Genomic DNA, 16,107 nt, shown 5'->3' on the forward strand with positions numbered 1-16,107 from the left:
GACAGGATAATATCGGGAAACAGGCTGGCTCTGCACCAACCTTGATTCCAGACGGGTCCGACCCAAACAAATAAGAACAGAAAAAAAGATATGGATATGGATACAAAACAAAAACGAATCGTTATATTGGGTGCTGGCGAAAGCGGCGCGGGAGCTGCCGTGCTGGCACAGGTGAAAGGGTTGGATACATTCGTGTCCGACCAAGGCACTATCAAGGACAAATACAAAGCCCTATTGAATCAATACGGCATAGATTGGGAAGAAGGTGGCCATACGGAAGAAAAAATCCTCAATGCCGATGAAGTCGTGAAAAGTCCCGGCATCCCCTGCGACACACCGCTGATGCTGAAACTGAAAGCCCAGGGCACACCTGTCATCTCCGAAATAGAATTTGCGGGACGATACACGGATGCCAAAATGATTTGTGTAACAGGTTCCAACGGAAAGACCACCACCACCTCGCTCATCTATCATATTTTCAAGAGTGCCGGCATGAACGTGGGCCTGGCAGGCAATATAGGGCAAAGCCTTGCCCTGCAAGTAGCCACGAAACATTACGATTACTATGTGATAGAACTAAGTTCGTTCCAATTGGACAACATGTATAAATTCCGCGCCAACATCGCCGTGCTGATGAATATCACACCCGACCACCTGGACCGATACAATCACTGCATGCAGAACTACGTGGATGCCAAATTCCGCATCACACAAAACCAGACACCGGACGATGCCTTCATCTTCTGGAACGATGACCCTGTCATACGCCGCGAATTGGCGCGCCACGGTCTGAAAGCTCACCTTTATCCTTTCGCCGCCGTAAAGGAAGAAGGAGTCATTGCCTATGTGGAAGATGAACACGTGAAGATTGACCAGCCCATCGCCTTCAACATGGAACAGGAAGAACTGGCCCTGACAGGTACGCACAACTTGTATAACTCGCTGGCAGCCGGCATATCGGCCAATGTGGCTGGCATACGCAAAGAGTGTATCCGCCAGGCATTATCCGACTTCAAAGGTGTGCCGCACCGACTGGAATATGTTGCATCGGTACGCGGCATCCGCTTTGTCAACGATTCAAAGGCTACCAATGTCAACTCGTGCTGGTATGCACTGCAAAGCATGAAGACACCCGTAGTGCTTATCTTGGGAGGCAAAGACAAAGGCAACGATTACCACGAAATAGAAGACTTGGTACGACAGAAATGCCGCGCCCTTGTTTTCCTGGGATTGCACAACGAAAAGTTGCACGCCTTCTTCGACCCCATGGGATTACCCACTGCCGAGGTACAAACGGGCATGGAAGATGCCGTGGAAGCCGCTTATCGCCTGGCTGAAAAAGGTGATACGGTATTGCTTAGTCCTTGCTGCGCATCATTCGACCTTTTCAAAAGTTATGAGGACCGCGGAGACCAATTCAAGGAGAGTGTAAGAAAACTGTAGGACTCTTGACCAGTGGTTCCTGATGGGCAACGGCTGACAACCATCCCGTTTCCCAATCGTTGACCGACCAAACTGTCCTTTATCATTAATCATTCACCATAAAGCACTAAAGAAAGTGGACTTATTACGCAACATATTCAAAGGCGACAAGGTTGTATGGATCATCTTCCTGTGTCTGTGCCTGATTTCGGTGGTAGAGGTGTTCAGCGCCTCCAGCACCCTGATATATACGTCGGGCAACCACTGGGCACCCATCACACGTCATGCCAGTTTCTTGCTGGGAGGCGCGTTAGTAGTCCTGCTGTTCCACAACATACCCTACCGCTGGTTCCAACTTTTTCCTCGCGTATTGTTACCCCTGTCGGCCTTCTTCCTGATATTGCTGCTATTGTTTGACAATCTGCATTTGGGCGGTTTCCTGGTCATTGAGAAAACCAATGAAGCCGGACGCTGGGTGAAATTCTTCGGACTGCCTTTCCAGCCTTCGGAGTTCGCCAAAATGGGTGTAATCATAGCTACAGCCTACATTCTGTCGCGCGGACAAACAGAAGAGGGAGCATCGCCCAAGGCTTTCAGGCAAATATTGAAGGTAGCGGGCGTGATGTGTCTTCTTATCCTGCCGGAAAACTACTCGACCGGCGTGCTGCTATTCGGAGTAGTCTACCTGATGATGATTGTAGGACGCATTCAAACACGCAAGTTACTGATGTTGGGCGGCGCCTTGGCAACAGTGATACTGCTGTTTGTTGGCTTCCTGTTTATTACGCCCAATGACACCTTGGAGCAAATCCCGTTGGGGCACCGCTTCACCACGGTAAAAGCCCGCATCGCCGACTTTACCTCAAGCGAAGAGGTTCCTCCCTCTAAATTCGATGTCGATGACAACGCACAGGTAGGACATGCTCGCATTGCTGTGGCAACCAGCAGCATCATCGGCAAAGGACCGGGCAACTCCGTACAACGCGACTTTCTGAGCCAAGCCTATTCAGATTTTATCTTCGCCATCATTATCGAAGAACTGGGGTTGGCAGGAGGAGGTTTTGTTGTATTTCTCTACCTGTGGCTGTTAATCCGCTGTTGGCGAATTGCCAACCGATGCGAACGAACATTTCCCGCATTTTTGGTGTTGGGTATTGGACTGATACTGACAGTACAGGCCATGTTCAACATGATGGTAGCCGTCGGACTGGCCCCTGTCACCGGTCAACCTTTGCCCCTCATCAGCCGCGGCGGAACCTCTACCCTCATCAACTGCGTATATATTGGCATTATCCTGAGCGTCAGCCGCTACAACATAGAACAGCAAGAGAAACGCAAAGCCGAAGAAGAAGCGGCAGCCGCCCACACCGAATTGCCCAACGCCCTTGCGACGGTGACTGGTCCGGCCGAGCCCACTGCTGCTTCGCTGAACAATGATGACGAAATGGCATGACCCTCACTGAAAACTGAAAACAAAAACAGAATTATGGATACAAAACATACTGAAAATATCAAGAACCTCCCTTCCTCCCCGCGAATAATCGTCAGTGGCGGGGGAACAGGAGGACATATCTTCCCGGCCATCTCCATCGCCAATGCACTGAAAGAATTGTGCCCTGATGCAGACATCCTCTTTGTAGGAGCTGAAGGGCGCATGGAAATGCAGCGGGTGCCCGATGCTGGATACCGCATTATCGGCCTGCCCGTAGCCGGCTTCGACCGCAAACATCTGTGGAAAAATGTATCTGTACTCATCAAATTGCTGAAAAGCCAGGCCAAAGCACGCCGCATCATCAAGGAATTCCACCCGCAAGTAGCTGTAGGCGTAGGTGGTTATGCCAGCGGCCCCATGCTGAAAGCTTGCGCTTCGGCCAATATCCCCACACTGATACAGGAGCAGAACTCCTATGCAGGGGTGACCAACAAGCTGCTGGCACGGCAGGCATATAAAATTTGCGTAGCCTACGAAGGCATGGAACGTTTCTTCCCTGCCGAGAAACTTATCCTGACAGGAAACCCCGTACGGCAGAATCTGCTGGGCACACCTGTCACACGCGAAGAAGCTGCCACATATTTCGGGTTGGACGCACAAAAGAAGACGGTGCTTATTTTAGGTGGAAGCCTGGGGGCCAGAACGTTGAACCGCACAATGGAAGCGGGCCTTCGCACCATACTGGGCCATCCAGAAATACAGTTTATCTGGCAGACAGGTAAAATATACATTGACGAGGTGAAGGCAGCCATCACTTCTTTCACAGGCGAACCCATGCGCAACGTACACTCGCCCAGTCTGCCCAATTTGTACGTATCTGATTTTATCAAGGACATGTCCATGGCTTATGCTGCCTCTGACTTGGTGGTTTCGCGTGCCGGGGCCGGTTCTATATCTGAATTCTGCCTGTTGGGCAAACCGGTCATTCTGGTACCCTCGCCCAACGTAGCTGAAGACCACCAGACAAAAAACGCACTGGCACTGGTCGACAAGGGGGCTGCCATTTACGTGAAAGATGCCGACGCTCCCACCCAACTGCTGGACACAGCACTGAAAACGGTGACCGATGAAGCCCAATTGCACAAACTCAGCGAACATATCATTCGCCTGGCTCTGCCAAATTCGGCCAACCTCATCGCACAGGAAGTATTAAAACTCATAGAATAAAAAGGAGAACAGGATGAACAACATCGAAAACATACAATCTGTTTATTTCGTCGGTGCCGGAGGCATTGGCATGAGTGCCCTCATCCGCTATTTCTTGTCGCAGGGTAAACAGGTGGCAGGCTACGACCGTACGCCCAGTCCGCTTACCGCACGACTCATCAAGGAGGGAGCACGCATCCATTACGAAGAAGACGTGGAACTTATCCCCGATGATTGCCGCCGGAAAGAAAGTACACTGGTAGTCTACACGCCGGCTGTGCCACAAACGCACCAGGAATTAACCTGGTTCCGGGCACAAGGCTTCGAAATGCACAAACGGGCACAAGTGTTGGGACTCATCACGCGCAGCACCAAAGGACTGTGCGTAGCAGGGACTCATGGCAAAACCACTACCAGTACCATGGCAGCCCATCTGCTCCACCAATCACAGGTAGGGTGCACAGCCTTTTTAGGCGGCATCTCGCAGAACTACGGCACCAACCTGCTGTTGTCGAAAGAAAGCCCCTACACCGTCATAGAAGCCGACGAGTTCGACCGTTCGTTTCATTGGCTTACTCCGTGGATGAGTGTCATCACAGCCACAGACCCTGACCATTTAGACATCTACGGCACCCGTGAGGCCTATTTGGAAAGCTTTCGGCACTACACCACCCTCATCCGTCCGGGCGGTGCACTGATTATACACCGGGGACTGGATTTGACCCCTGACGTGCAACCGGGTGTACGTATTTATACTTACGACCGGGAGAAGGGTGACTTCCATGCTGAAAACATCCGTATCGGAGGGGGAGAAATCATCATGGACTTTGTAGCTCCAGATACCCGCATTGCAGATGTCCACTTAGGGGTGCCAGTCAGCATAAATATCGAGAACGGTGTAGCAGCCATGGCCTTGGCACACTTGAACGGGGTTACGGACATGGAAATCAAACAGGGTATGGAAAGCTTCAGAGGTGTGGAACGGCGCTTCGACTTCAAACTGAAGACGCCCTGCACGGCCGTACTGTGTGATTATGCTCACCATCCGGCAGAAATTGCCCAAAGCATCCGCTCCATACGGGAACTATACGCGGGACAAAAAATCACTGCAGTCTTCCAGCCTCATCTCTATACACGCACAAGAGATTTCTACCAAGAGTTCGCCGACAGCCTCTCTCTGGCAGATGAAGTAATTCTGACGGACATCTATCCGGCCCGCGAAGAGCCCATACCCGGAGTAACAAGCGAGCTTATCTACAACCATCTGCGCCCTGGCATCAGAAAGCAGTTGTGCCGCAAAGATGAGGTGCCCGAACTGTTCCGACAGAAAGAGGCAGAGAAAGGCGTTGTCATTCTGCTGGGAGCCGGAGACATCGACCGCTATGCGGACGACATCGCCCGACAGTTTGCAGATAAAATATAAATCATAAAACCAAGAAGAGCCATGCTGAAGAAAATCCTGACAACAGTCTGTACTGTACTGGCAGCGGCCTACCTTTTTCTGGCCGTCACTGCTTTCAACCGCAAACCTGCCGGAAGAGTGTGCGAGGACCTCGAACTGGTCATACGTGATACGGTATATGCCGGCTTTATAACCCAAAAGGAAGTGATTTCCTTACTGGACAAGAGCGGACTGAATCCCGTAGGAAAGAACCCCGACGCTACAGACACACGCGCCATGGAACAGGCATTGGCCCAACATCCGCTCATTGATGGGGTGGAATGCTACAAAACTCCCAGCGGGAAAGTCTGCGTAGAAGTAAGCCAACGTATCCCCATACTGCGCATCATGAGCAACAACGGAGAGAACTACTACGTGGATAACCGAGGCAAGGTGATGCCTGTCAGCGCCAAATGCATAGCGCACGTGGCGGTGGCTACGGGAAGCATCAGCCAGGACTTCGCCACCCGGCAGCTCTACCCTTTCGGACTCTTTCTGCAGAACGATGCTTTCTGGAACGCGCAGACAGAACAAATTCATGTGCTGCCCGACAACACCATTGAATTGGTGCCGCGGGTGGGCGATCATCTCATTTATATGGGTAAGCTGAAAAACTACCGCAGAAAGTTAGAGCGAGTCAGGTTGTTTTATGAAAAAGCACTGAACCAGGTGGGATGGAACAAATACTCACGCATCAATGTAGAGTTTGACAACCAAATTATCTGCACGAGACGGGAACAATGATAGGAACCCCGTTCCTACAGTTCAACAAGGAAAAAATAAAACAATATAAAAACAACAACTATGTCAACAACCGATTTTATAGCCGCCATCGAACTGAGTTCGTCCCGCATCGCCGGTATTGCCGGAAAGAGGCAGAACGATGGAAGCACTGAGGTCCTGGCTTATGCCTGCGAGGATTCCTCTGCTTTTGTACGCAAGGGACAGGTTTACAACATCGACAAAGCCGCCCATGCCATACAGAACATTGTGACAGAACTGGAGAAACAGCTCGGCACTACTGTGGCCAAGGTCTACGCCGGAATAGCCGGGCAGTCGTTGCGCACAGTAGAGAACCGCGTCAACCACACGCTGGAAGAGGAAGACATCATTTCAGCCGGATTAGTAGACCGGCTGTGTGATGAAAACCGCGACCTGCCGCTGGCCGACATGTGTGTACTCGATGTTGCCCCGCAGGAATACAAGATTGACAATGCCCTGCATACCGACCCCGTGGGAGTGGCCGGACGCAACATCACAGCCCGTTTTCTCAACATTATCGCACGCCACCAGCTGCGAAAGAACTTAGAACAAGCCTTTGAGAAAGCCGGAGTCAAAGTGGCCGACATGCTTGTGGCACCTCTCGCCATGGCCCACGCTGTATTGACCGAAAGCGAAATGCGCGCCGGATGCGCCTTAGTAGACCTCGGTGCAGGCACTACTACCGTGCAGGTATACAAAAACAACATCCTCCGCTACCTCTGCGTACTTCCGTTGGGAGGCAACAACATTACACACGACCTTACCAGCCTGAAGATTGAGGAGGGTGAAGCTGAGAACCTGAAACTGCATTATGGAAATGCCATTTGCACGGACGACGATGACGATGATGAGGCTTCTGTACCTTGTCGGCTGAACGACGGACGCGATGTGAAACTGCATGAACTGAATGACATCGTTGGCGCACGAGCCGAAGAAATCATGTCTAATGCATGGAACCAGATTCAACTGTCGGGCTACGAAAACGAGCTATTCGCCGGAGTAGTGCTGACAGGAGGAGGCTCATGCCTGCCGGGCACAGAAACCCTGTTCCGCAACGTCAGCCGTACTGACAAAGTGCGTACGGCGCGCTTCGTACGCGAAAGTCTCCACGGGCACGAAGAAGAACTTGGCCAGGATGCCCGCTTGAACACCTTGCTGGGACTGTTGCTGGCAGGACGCGACAATTGCGCCCGCCCCTCCTCTGCCAGTCGGCCAGCACAGGCTTCCATCTTCACACAGGAGGAAATGAAACCTGACACGCCCCCCACCCCAGCCCAGACAGTAGAAACACCCCACACTGAAACTACACACAAGACTGAGGAAAACGAGAAGCCCGTGCAAGATACCTCCAAGACTCCCGAAAAAGAGCAAGAAAAGGAAGACAAAGGGAAAAACAAGAACCACGGTAAAGATAAGAAGAAAAGTTCCCCCTTCGGAAAAATCATCGACCTCTTCCGCGACGGTATGCTCGACGAGAGTGATTCCATCAAGAACTGAAATATAGAACAAAGAAAAAATAGAAGATATGGACGACAGAGTACAATTCGACCTGCCCGCTTCACCGAAAATCATTAAAGTCATCGGCGTAGGCGGGGGTGGCGGCAACGCCGTCAACCACATGTATCGCGAAGGTATCCACGAAGTGACCTTCGTAGTATGCAATACCGACCGCAAAGCACTTGAAGAATCGCCTGTGCCCGTTAAACTACAACTGGGACACGAGGGACTGGGGGCCGGCAACCGCCCCGGAAAGGCTAAAGAAGCCACCGAGGAAAGTATCGAAGAAGTAAAACAGATGCTCAACGACGGTACACGCATGGTGTTTATCACGGCCGGAATGGGAGGAGGTACCGGAACGGGAGCAGCACCCACCATAGCGCGCGTCACCAAAGAGATGGACATCCTCACCGTGGGCATTGTCACCATTCCATTCCGCTGGGAAGGCGACCGCAAAATAGACCAGGCCCTTGACGGCGTGGAAGAAATCAGCAAAAACGTCGACGCTCTGCTGGTCATCAACAACGAGAAACTGGGCGAGATCTATCCCGACCTCTCTGTCAGAAACGCTTTTGCCAAGGCTAATGACACATTGCTCGTTGCTGCCAAGAGCATTGCCGAAATCATCACCATGCGCGGCATCATCAACCTCGACTTCAACGATGTGAAAACTGTCATGAAGGATGGAGGCGTAGCCATTATGAGTACCGGTTACGGCGAAGGAGAAAACCGTGTCAGCAAGGCTATCGACAATGCCAAGCATTCACCCTTGTTGAACAACAACAACATCTTCGACTCAAAGAAAGTGCTGCTCAACATAGCCTACAGCCCTGAGCACGAACTTATGATGAGTGAGATGGATGAGGTGAAGGACTTTATGAACCAATTCAACCGCGACTTCGAGACCAAATTCGGTATGGCCGAAGACCCGCAGCTGGGCGCACAGGTCAAAATCACTTTGCTTGCCACCGGCTTCGGCATTCAGGACATACACATGAAGGAGATGGACGAACGCATCGAACAGCGTACCCTTGAGGAACAAAAAAGGCTGCAGGAACTGGCTGCACGGCGCGATGACTACTACGGCAAGGATGCTCACGGCAAATACCGCCCCGGACGCCACCGCCAGATTTTCCTCTTCTCGCCTGCCGACCTCGACAACGATGAGGTGGTCAGCCTTGTAGAAAATTCACCTACCTGGCGACGCACCAAGACTACCCTCAACGCCATCCGGAATAAAGCCGAGCAAGAAAGCCATGCGGCTACAGAAGGTACTGCTCCCGGAACTGATGCTACAGAAACAACAGAAGAAGGCGTTATAACATTCTGATAACCTCATACAAGACTACGGGTAAAGCTGCCGTTTTCCATATATCCGGCACTGCCCGTAGCCCCATTAACCATTAAGCATTAAGCATTAACCATTAACCATTCAGCAATCATGGATTTATTCGACAAAGTCAGCGAAGACATTAAAACCGCAATGAAGGCCAAAGACAAAGTAGCCCTCCAGACACTGAGAAACATAAAAAAGGTATTCCTTGAAGCCAAGACCGCACCGGGTGCCAATGATACACTGAACGATGCCGATGCCTTGAAGCTCATTCAGAAACTTGCCAAACAGGGCAAAGATGCCGCTGCCATTTACGTAGAGCAGGGACGGCAAGACCTGGCAGACGAGGAACTGGCCCAGGTCAAAGTAATGGAAGCTTACCTGCCCCAGCAGATGACGCCCGAAGAGCTGGAAGCTGCCCTGCGGGAAATCATTGCCGAAACCGGTACTGCCGGTCCCAAAGACATGGGCAAAGTGATGGGGCTGGCCACCAAACGGCTGGCAGGACAAGCCGAAGGACGGGCCATCTCCGCTAAGGTAAAGGAACTGTTGAACAATTAAATCGGCACACAAGCAGGCTATAAGGCATTCTCCCTCTGCTGCACCAGAAAAGCGAAGCATCAGAGTGGCAAATCCCTGTAGCCTGCTTGTTTTTTACACTTTCTCCCGATGACGTAGTGCTATTCTGCCTACACTCTCACTTGACCATCCCCCTCAATCAGCCACTTATAAGTCGTGATTTCTTCCAGTGCCATGGGCCCACGGGCATGCAGTTTCTGGGTGCTGATGCCTATTTCTGCTCCGAGGCCGAACTGGGCTCCATCGGTAAAAGAAGTGGGAGCATTATGATACACACAGGCTGCATCTACCTGGCAAAGGAAACGGGATGCCTGCTCCCGGTCTTCCGTCACGATAGACTCACTGTGGCGGGAACCATACCGGCTGATATGCTCCAAAGCCTCTTCCAAAGAAGAAACGGTCTTGATGGCCATCTTGTAATCCAGATATTCTGTGCCATAACTCTCCGGCACCGCAGCCTGCAACAGGGTGGAAGGATAATGCCCGGTCAATGCCGCCAGGGCAGGTTCATCGGCATAAATCAGTACACGACTCTGCGACAATGGTGCACAAAGAGCCGGCAAATCGGCCAAACGGCTGGCATGAACAAGCAGGCAGTCCAAAGCATTGCATACGCTGACCCGCCTTGTTTTGGCATTATGGATTATAGCGGCACCCTTGACCACATCGCCGGAAGAGTCAAAGTAGGTGTGACAGATGCCGGCACCCGTTTCGATGACCGGCACCCGGGCATGCTGTTTGACAAACTCTATCAATTGTCGGCCCCCGCGAGGAATAAGCAGGTCTATGTAGCGGTCGGCCTGGAGCAGACGCATTGTTTCCTCATGTCCGGCAGGCAACAACTCCACGATGTGTTCGTCCATGCCCATGTCGCGCAAGACAGCCCGGATAACTGCCACGATGGCCCGGTTGGAACAGTCGGCATCGCTTCCGCCCTTCAGCACACAAGCACTGCCTGCCTTCAGACAAAGGGCAAAGACATCGAAACTGACATTGGGACGGGCCTCATAGATGACACCTATCACGCCAAAAGGCACACTGACACGCCGAAGGCGAAGGCCGTTGGGCAACGTGCTTTCCTTCAGCACCCGTCCCAACGGAGACGGCAAGGCCGCTACTTGGCGCAAACCGGAAGCAATCTCCTGCAGACGCCCTTCGGTCAGCCTCAAGCGGTCATACTTGGGACTGGCGGAATCCATGCGCGCCAAATCCTTGCGGTTTGCCTCCAGAATAAATGCCGCCTGTCTCATGGTTTCGTCGGCTACGGCCTCCAACACCCGGTTGATTTCTTCATTGCTCCGGGTAAGCAACTGCCGACCGGCCTCCCGGACAGCAGCCAAGGTATTCTCCCAATCCATATCATTCCATGTATAAATAATCATAATGCACCACCGGCTTTTTACCATGTTTCCCAGCCGCCTCGCGGACTTCTGCGGAACTGAAATTTGTTTTGCCCACTCCTATCGGTGTACCGTCAGCATGCAGGATGCGCACAATATCGTCTTTCTCAAACTCTCCACCGACAGCTACGACGCCTACCGGCAACACACTGACGGCCTTGTCGGACAGCAACAGTTCGGCTGCCTGACTGTTCAAGTATATAGCTCCTTTGGCAAAGCCTTCACTGTGGGCTATCCATTTCTTGACCCCCGACACCGACCGGGCAGCTGGCACAAACCGGGTATAGGCAAAAGGCGGGTCTGGCAAGGCTGGCGCGTTCTGTTCCATCCGGAGTGCCTCGTACTTTAAGATTTCTGTCAGCACATTCTCCCGTCTGCCATTGGCAATGAACACCGCAATCCCTTCATCGGCCACCTTGCGAGCAATGCCAGTCTTGGTCAGCATGCCTCCTCGCCCGAAACCGGAACGGGCTGTCTGTATGCAACCGGAGATGTCTTCACCGGAACGGATTTCGCGAATCACCTGCGAAGAAGGGAGGGAAGGCGGGCCGTCAAAAATGCCATCTACATTAGTTAATATAAGCAAAGCCTGCGCATCCATCATAGAAGCAATAAGGCCGGAAAGTTCGTCGTTGTCGGTAAACATCAGTTCACTGACGGCGATGGTATCATTTTCGTTCACGACAGGGAGGACACCGTTTTCCAGCATGACGGCCATGCAATTCTTCTGATTGAGATAATGACGCCGCGTAGCAAAACTTTCTTTCATGGTAAGCACTTGGGCCACGGTGATGCCGTATTCGCGAAACAATTCATAATAACGGTTGATAAGCTTAACCTGCCCCACTGCCGAGAAAAGCTGACGCTGATCCACACAGTCCAGCTTGCGCACAGGATGCAGTTCGCTCCGCCCCGAAGCAACCGCTCCGGAAGACACCAAGATAACTTCGATACCCATGCGGTGCAAGCCGGCTATCTGGTCTACCAAAGCCGACATACGCGTCACATCCGGCGTGCCATCCGGACGGGCAAGCACATTACTGCCCACCTTGACAACGATGCGTGAAAAATAATGTTTCATAAGCGCCATGACAAAAAGAATGTTAGCCTACTACAAAAGTAGGTATAAATCACGATTTATATGCCAGTGTGACAAGAAAAAATCAAATCTTCTTCAAAAGGAAGCTGCCAAGCAATTGGAAGCAGACTGCCAAGCAATTGGAACCTGGCTGCCAAGCGATTAGGAAAAGAGCCACGCTATATAAACGGCAATCATCTGATTACGGGCAGCATACAGACAGACTTTTTCTCCCCGATCGGTAGCGGTTTCCTGCCACACCCCGCACCTTCAGTCGAACAACTCATGCAGCACCTCCAACGACTTCGGCCGGTGAAAGCCGGGCACATGCAGGCAATAATAATCGATGATGACATCAAGGCAACGCGCACGCTGCTGACGGCTGAACGTAAAGAAACGCATCGTATCGAAATTCATCCGCAACAGCCGCGGAAGCAACTCTGCCTCCTGAGGCCACAAATAGTCAGAATGTGCCACAGGCCTTGCTGCAGTAAAGCAGGCACTCCGCAAATCAAACCAACAACCCGGTACATACCCCTCCACATTAGGATGCAGCCCGACGAAACGCAACAGACGCATCAGAAAGACCAAGTGGAAATTGGAAAAGCCTTCCGGACAACGGTCCAACCATATCAGCGCATTCACTAAATAAGCAAACAACGGGCTGTCTTCTCCCCCCTCACACAATACTTCATATAAGACCTCGGCAAGAAACAATGCCATCGCCGACTTATAAGGATGAAAAGGCAACGAAACAAACGGGACAAACGGCCGTGCCCCATTAAGCACGCACACACGGGCCGTGCGTCTGAAATCGGCCTCCAACTCCACAAGAGCTAAAGGCTGAAACTGCGAGGACCTGACCGATGCATGCCGGGAACGAGTCACCGGTACTCGAAACGATACACGCCCCGCCACCTCGGTATAAATCGTGGCAATCTGGGCAGTGTCCTTATATTTAATGGTGCGCAACACAATGCCGCGCGTCTTCTGCAACATAACAGGAAGGTTTTTATAGATGAATATCGCTCGCAAAAATAAGAAAAGATAATGAAAACACCACCCGACAAAACCTTCTACACCCGCATTATCCCCCTCAAACAAGGCAGAAAATCCCCCGAAAACAAAAAAAATGCACTTTTCTCTCATTTTTTTCAGAGAATGTTTTGCCAATTCAAAAAAACGCTCTATCTTTGCACCCGCAAACGAGAGATAAGCCGGTTGCAAAACAAAAGCGGAAACGCTTACACAAAGGCCGGCCCCTTCGTCTATCGGTTAGGACGCAAGATTTTCATTCTTGAAAGGGGGGTTCGATTCCCCCAGGGGCTACAAAATAAAAGAATAAACGAATTAAAACAGATTAGTCGAGATGGCAAATCATAAATCATCACTGAAAAGAATCAGACAGGAGGAGAAAAGAAGACTCCACAACAGATATTATGCAAAGACAATGCGTAATGCCGTGAGAAAGCTTCGTGCCACTACGGAAAAGGCTGATGCAGTAGCTATGCTGCCGGGAGTGGTTAAACTGTTGGATAAGTTGGCAAAGAAGAACGTTATCCACAAGAACAAGGCGAACAACTTGAAGTCTAAGTTGGCTCACCACATCAACAAACTGGCATAAATAAATATAATTATAATCTCAGGAAAGCTTTTCTTCAGTGATGAAGGAAAGCTTTTATTGTTTCCAACAGAGACGTTTCCACAACATACAGAAGAGTGAGAGAAAAGTACCTATAGTCTTTCAAAAAAACATGACCTGCTCTCTCTTCTGGGCGAAGGAAAGGTCCGAACTTTCCTCGAAAACTTTACGGAAGACGACAATCCCTGCCTCATCCGCTACCGGCTGAATGCGGAGATGTTCAAACCATAACTATGTCCAAGAATATTCAGACCACAGACTTGCCCACCTCGAAGATTTTCACTACTTTTGCTCAGTTATTTGGAAATAGGTTTTAGTATGACAGAAGAAGAAAAGATAATGGGCGAGAACAACTACTCGGCCAGTAATATCCAGGTGCTCGAAGGCCTGGAAGCTGTGCGCAAGCGTCCCGCCATGTATATCGGAGACATCAGCGAAAACGGTCTGCACCATCTGGTCTATGAAGTGGTGGACAACTCCATCGACGAAGCCATGGCCGGTTATTGCGACCACATCGAAGTAACCATCAACGAAGACAACTCCATCACCGTCCAGGACAACGGCCGTGGAATCCCCGTGGACTTTCACGAAAAGGAAAAGAAATCGGCCTTAGAGGTCGTAATGACGGTATTGCACGCCGGCGGTAAGTTCGACAAAGGGTCTTACAAGGTATCCGGCGGATTGCACGGCGTGGGCGTATCGTGCGTCAACGCCTTGTCTACACACATGATTACGCAGGTGTTCCGCAACGGCAAAATATATCAGCAGGAATATGCCTGCGGCAAACCCCTCTACCCCGTCAAGGAAGTAGGCACGTGCGAAGCCGGGTTCACAGGCACCAAGCAGACATTCTGGCCGGACGGAAGCATCTTCACCGTCACCGAATACAAGTTTGCCACGCTGGAGAACCGCCTGCGCGAACTGGCCTATCTGAACAAAGGAATCCGCATCACACTGACGGACCTGCGCCAGACGGACGAAGAAGGCAAACCCGTCACCGAACATTTCCATTCGGAAGAAGGCGTCAAGGAATTCGTGCGCTATCTGAACAGCAACAATACCCCGCTCTTCAACGATGTCATCTACCTGAACACGGAAAAGGCCGGCGTACCTATCGAGTGCGCCATCATGTACAATACCGGCTACCGTGAAAACCTGCATTCTTACGTCAACAACATCAATACCAAGGAGGGCGGTACACACGAAGCCGGCTTCCGTGCTGCCCTGACCCGCGTATTGAAGAAATATGCCGACGACAATTGCGCCAAGGCTCTGGAGAAAGCTAAAGTGGAAATCAGCGGCGAAGACTTCCGCGAAGGACTGATAGCCGTCATCTCTGTCAAGGTGGCCGAGCCTCAGTTTGAGGGCCAGACCAAGACGAAGTTGGGCAACAACGAAGTGAGCGGCGCCGTCAACCAGGCTGTGGGCGAAGCTCTGACCAACTACCTGGAGGAGCATCCGAAAGAAGCCAAACTTATTGTAGATAAGGTGTTGCTGGCTGCTACCGCCCGTGTAGCCGCACGCAAGGCCCGCGAGTCGGTACAACGCAAATCGCCCATGAGCGGTGGAGGACTGCCCGGCAAACTGGCAGACTGTTCCAGCAAGGACCCGGACGAATGCGAACTGTTCCTCGTCGAGGGTGACTCGGCAGGCGGTTCGGCCAAGCAAGGCAGAGACCGTCGTTTCCAGGCCATCCTGCCCCTGCGAGGCAAGATTCTGAACGTGGAGAAGGCCATGTGGCACAAGGCTTTTGAAAGCGATGAGGTGAACAATATTATCCAGGCACTGGGCATCCGCTTCGGAGTGAACAGCGAAGAAAGCAAGGAAGCCAACATCGACAAGCTGCGCTACAAGAAGATTATCATCATGACCGATGCCGATGTCGATGGCTCTCACATCGACACGCTGATTATGACGCTGTTCTTCCGCTACTTCCCGCAAGTCATCGAAGAAGGCTATCTCTACATCGCCACGCCGCCCCTCTACCGCTGCACCAAGGGCAAGGTATCGGAATACTGCTGGAACGACCAGCAACGCCAACGCTTCATGGACACCTATGGCGATGGCACGGAGAACGGTATCCACACGCAACGCTACAAAGGTCTGGGTGAAATGAATCCCACGCAGCTGTGGGAAACAACCATGGACCCCGAAAACCGTATGCTGAAGCAGGTGACTATCGAGAATGCTGCCGCTACAGACTATATCTTCTCCATGCTGATGGGTGAAGACGTGGAACCGCGCCGCGAGTTTATCGAGAAGAACGCTACGTATGCCAATATTGACGCGTAAATAGACATAGGGGAGCTGTATTT

The 16,107-nt window shown here is 51.6% G+C and carries 13 protein-coding genes and 1 tRNA gene; 11 read left to right on the forward strand and 3 right to left on the reverse strand.

The genetic code is table 11. The annotated features are described in order from the left end of the window. Positions 1-96: 96 nt before the first annotated feature. From murD to B5F34_RS03705, 8 genes are all read left to right on the forward strand, one after another. The gene (gene murD, locus B5F34_RS03670) at positions 97-1,443 is read left to right on the forward strand and encodes a UDP-N-acetylmuramoyl-L-alanine--D-glutamate ligase (protein ID WP_087335387.1); all 1,347 of its coding nucleotides are present in this window, start codon (positions 97-99) and stop codon (positions 1,441-1,443) included. Between the two features lie 115 nt (positions 1,444-1,558). Then, a complete protein-coding gene (locus B5F34_RS03675; protein ID WP_087335193.1) occupies positions 1,559-2,875 on the forward strand; it encodes an FtsW/RodA/SpoVE family cell cycle protein in 1,317 nt (438 codons plus the stop codon). A gap of 33 nt (positions 2,876-2,908) precedes the next feature. Next, a complete protein-coding gene (gene murG / locus B5F34_RS03680) occupies positions 2,909-4,081 on the forward strand; it encodes an undecaprenyldiphospho-muramoylpentapeptide beta-N-acetylglucosaminyltransferase (protein WP_087335194.1) in 1,173 nt (390 codons plus the stop codon). Positions 4,082-4,094: 13 nt separating this feature from the next. Then, on the forward strand, positions 4,095-5,483 hold the full coding sequence (murC, locus tag B5F34_RS03685) for a UDP-N-acetylmuramate--L-alanine ligase (protein WP_087335196.1): 1,389 nt from the start codon (positions 4,095-4,097) through the stop codon (positions 5,481-5,483). Positions 5,484-5,504: 21 nt separating this feature from the next. Further along, positions 5,505-6,245: a cell division protein FtsQ gene (locus tag B5F34_RS03690; RefSeq protein WP_087335198.1), complete on the forward strand. Its 741-nt coding sequence runs from the start codon at positions 5,505-5,507 to the stop codon at positions 6,243-6,245. 60 nt (positions 6,246-6,305) lie between these two features. Beyond that, the gene (ftsA, locus tag B5F34_RS03695) at positions 6,306-7,760 is read left to right on the forward strand and encodes a cell division protein FtsA (RefSeq protein WP_087335199.1); all 1,455 of its coding nucleotides are present in this window, start codon (positions 6,306-6,308) and stop codon (positions 7,758-7,760) included. A gap of 28 nt (positions 7,761-7,788) precedes the next feature. Beyond that, positions 7,789-9,090, forward strand: a complete 1,302-nt coding sequence (gene ftsZ / locus B5F34_RS03700) for a cell division protein FtsZ (RefSeq protein WP_087335201.1) — start codon at positions 7,789-7,791, stop codon at positions 9,088-9,090. Between the two features lie 111 nt (positions 9,091-9,201). Further along, positions 9,202-9,654 carry a GatB/YqeY domain-containing protein gene (locus tag B5F34_RS03705; RefSeq protein WP_087335204.1) on the forward strand — a complete coding sequence of 151 codons (453 nt, stop codon included), beginning with the start codon at positions 9,202-9,204 and terminating at the stop codon, positions 9,652-9,654. 128 nt (positions 9,655-9,782) lie between these two features. Here the strand turns inward: B5F34_RS03705 and B5F34_RS03710 are convergent, their stop codons facing one another. The 3 genes from B5F34_RS03710 to B5F34_RS03720 all read right to left on the reverse strand — a co-directional run bounded on the left by B5F34_RS03710 (position 9,783) and on the right by B5F34_RS03720 (position 13,149). Next, positions 9,783-11,030: a glutamate-5-semialdehyde dehydrogenase gene (locus B5F34_RS03710; RefSeq protein WP_087335389.1), complete on the reverse strand. Its 1,248-nt coding sequence runs from the start codon at positions 11,028-11,030 to the stop codon at positions 9,783-9,785. A gap of 1 nt (position 11,031) precedes the next feature. Then, positions 11,032-12,153: a glutamate 5-kinase gene (gene proB, locus B5F34_RS03715; RefSeq protein ID WP_087335391.1), complete on the reverse strand. Its 1,122-nt coding sequence runs from the start codon at positions 12,151-12,153 to the stop codon at positions 11,032-11,034. A gap of 267 nt (positions 12,154-12,420) precedes the next feature. Then, complete coding sequence (locus B5F34_RS03720; RefSeq protein WP_087335206.1) at positions 12,421-13,149, reverse strand: DNA repair protein RecO C-terminal domain-containing protein; 729 nt, start codon at positions 13,147-13,149, stop codon at positions 12,421-12,423. 258 nt (positions 13,150-13,407) lie between these two features. Here B5F34_RS03720 and B5F34_RS03725 point away from each other — a divergent pair. The 3 genes from B5F34_RS03725 to gyrB all read left to right on the forward strand — a co-directional run bounded on the left by B5F34_RS03725 (position 13,408) and on the right by gyrB (position 16,084). Beyond that, positions 13,408-13,479, forward strand: a tRNA-Glu gene (locus B5F34_RS03725). Positions 13,480-13,519: 40 nt separating this feature from the next. Further along, a complete protein-coding gene (gene rpsT, locus B5F34_RS03730; RefSeq protein WP_087335207.1) occupies positions 13,520-13,774 on the forward strand; it encodes a 30S ribosomal protein S20 in 255 nt (84 codons plus the stop codon). A gap of 336 nt (positions 13,775-14,110) precedes the next feature. Next, positions 14,111-16,084, forward strand: a complete 1,974-nt coding sequence (gene gyrB / locus B5F34_RS03735; RefSeq protein WP_087335209.1) for a DNA topoisomerase (ATP-hydrolyzing) subunit B — start codon at positions 14,111-14,113, stop codon at positions 16,082-16,084. Positions 16,085-16,107 lie beyond the last annotated feature (23 nt).

This window comes from Mediterranea sp. An20, assembly GCF_002160055.1.
GTDB classification, from domain to species: Bacteria; Bacteroidota; Bacteroidia; order Bacteroidales; family Bacteroidaceae; genus Bacteroides; species Bacteroides avicola.

Excerpts from the sequence above, each read along its gene's own strand:
- murD (WP_087335387.1), top strand. The coding sequence starts at position 97 with ATGGATACAAAACAAAAACGAATCGTTATATTGGGTGCTGGCGAAAGC.
- murG (WP_087335194.1), top strand. The coding sequence starts at position 2,909 with ATGGATACAAAACATACTGAAAATATCAAGAACCTCCCTTCCTCCCCG.
- murC (WP_087335196.1), top strand. The coding sequence starts at position 4,095 with ATGAACAACATCGAAAACATACAATCTGTTTATTTCGTCGGTGCCGGA.
- B5F34_RS03690 (WP_087335198.1), top strand. The coding sequence starts at position 5,505 with ATGCTGAAGAAAATCCTGACAACAGTCTGTACTGTACTGGCAGCGGCC.
- ftsA (WP_087335199.1), top strand. The coding sequence starts at position 6,306 with ATGTCAACAACCGATTTTATAGCCGCCATCGAACTGAGTTCGTCCCGC.
- ftsZ (WP_087335201.1), top strand. The coding sequence starts at position 7,789 with ATGGACGACAGAGTACAATTCGACCTGCCCGCTTCACCGAAAATCATT.
- B5F34_RS03705 (WP_087335204.1), top strand. The coding sequence starts at position 9,202 with ATGGATTTATTCGACAAAGTCAGCGAAGACATTAAAACCGCAATGAAG.
- B5F34_RS03710 (WP_087335389.1), bottom strand. The coding sequence starts at position 11,030 with ATGGATTGGGAGAATACCTTGGCTGCTGTCCGGGAGGCCGGTCGGCAG.
- proB (WP_087335391.1), bottom strand. The coding sequence starts at position 12,153 with ATGAAACATTATTTTTCACGCATCGTTGTCAAGGTGGGCAGTAATGTG.
- B5F34_RS03720 (WP_087335206.1), bottom strand. The coding sequence starts at position 13,149 with ATGTTGCAGAAGACGCGCGGCATTGTGTTGCGCACCATTAAATATAAG.
- rpsT (WP_087335207.1), top strand. The coding sequence starts at position 13,520 with ATGGCAAATCATAAATCATCACTGAAAAGAATCAGACAGGAGGAGAAA.
- gyrB (WP_087335209.1), top strand. The coding sequence starts at position 14,111 with ATGACAGAAGAAGAAAAGATAATGGGCGAGAACAACTACTCGGCCAGT.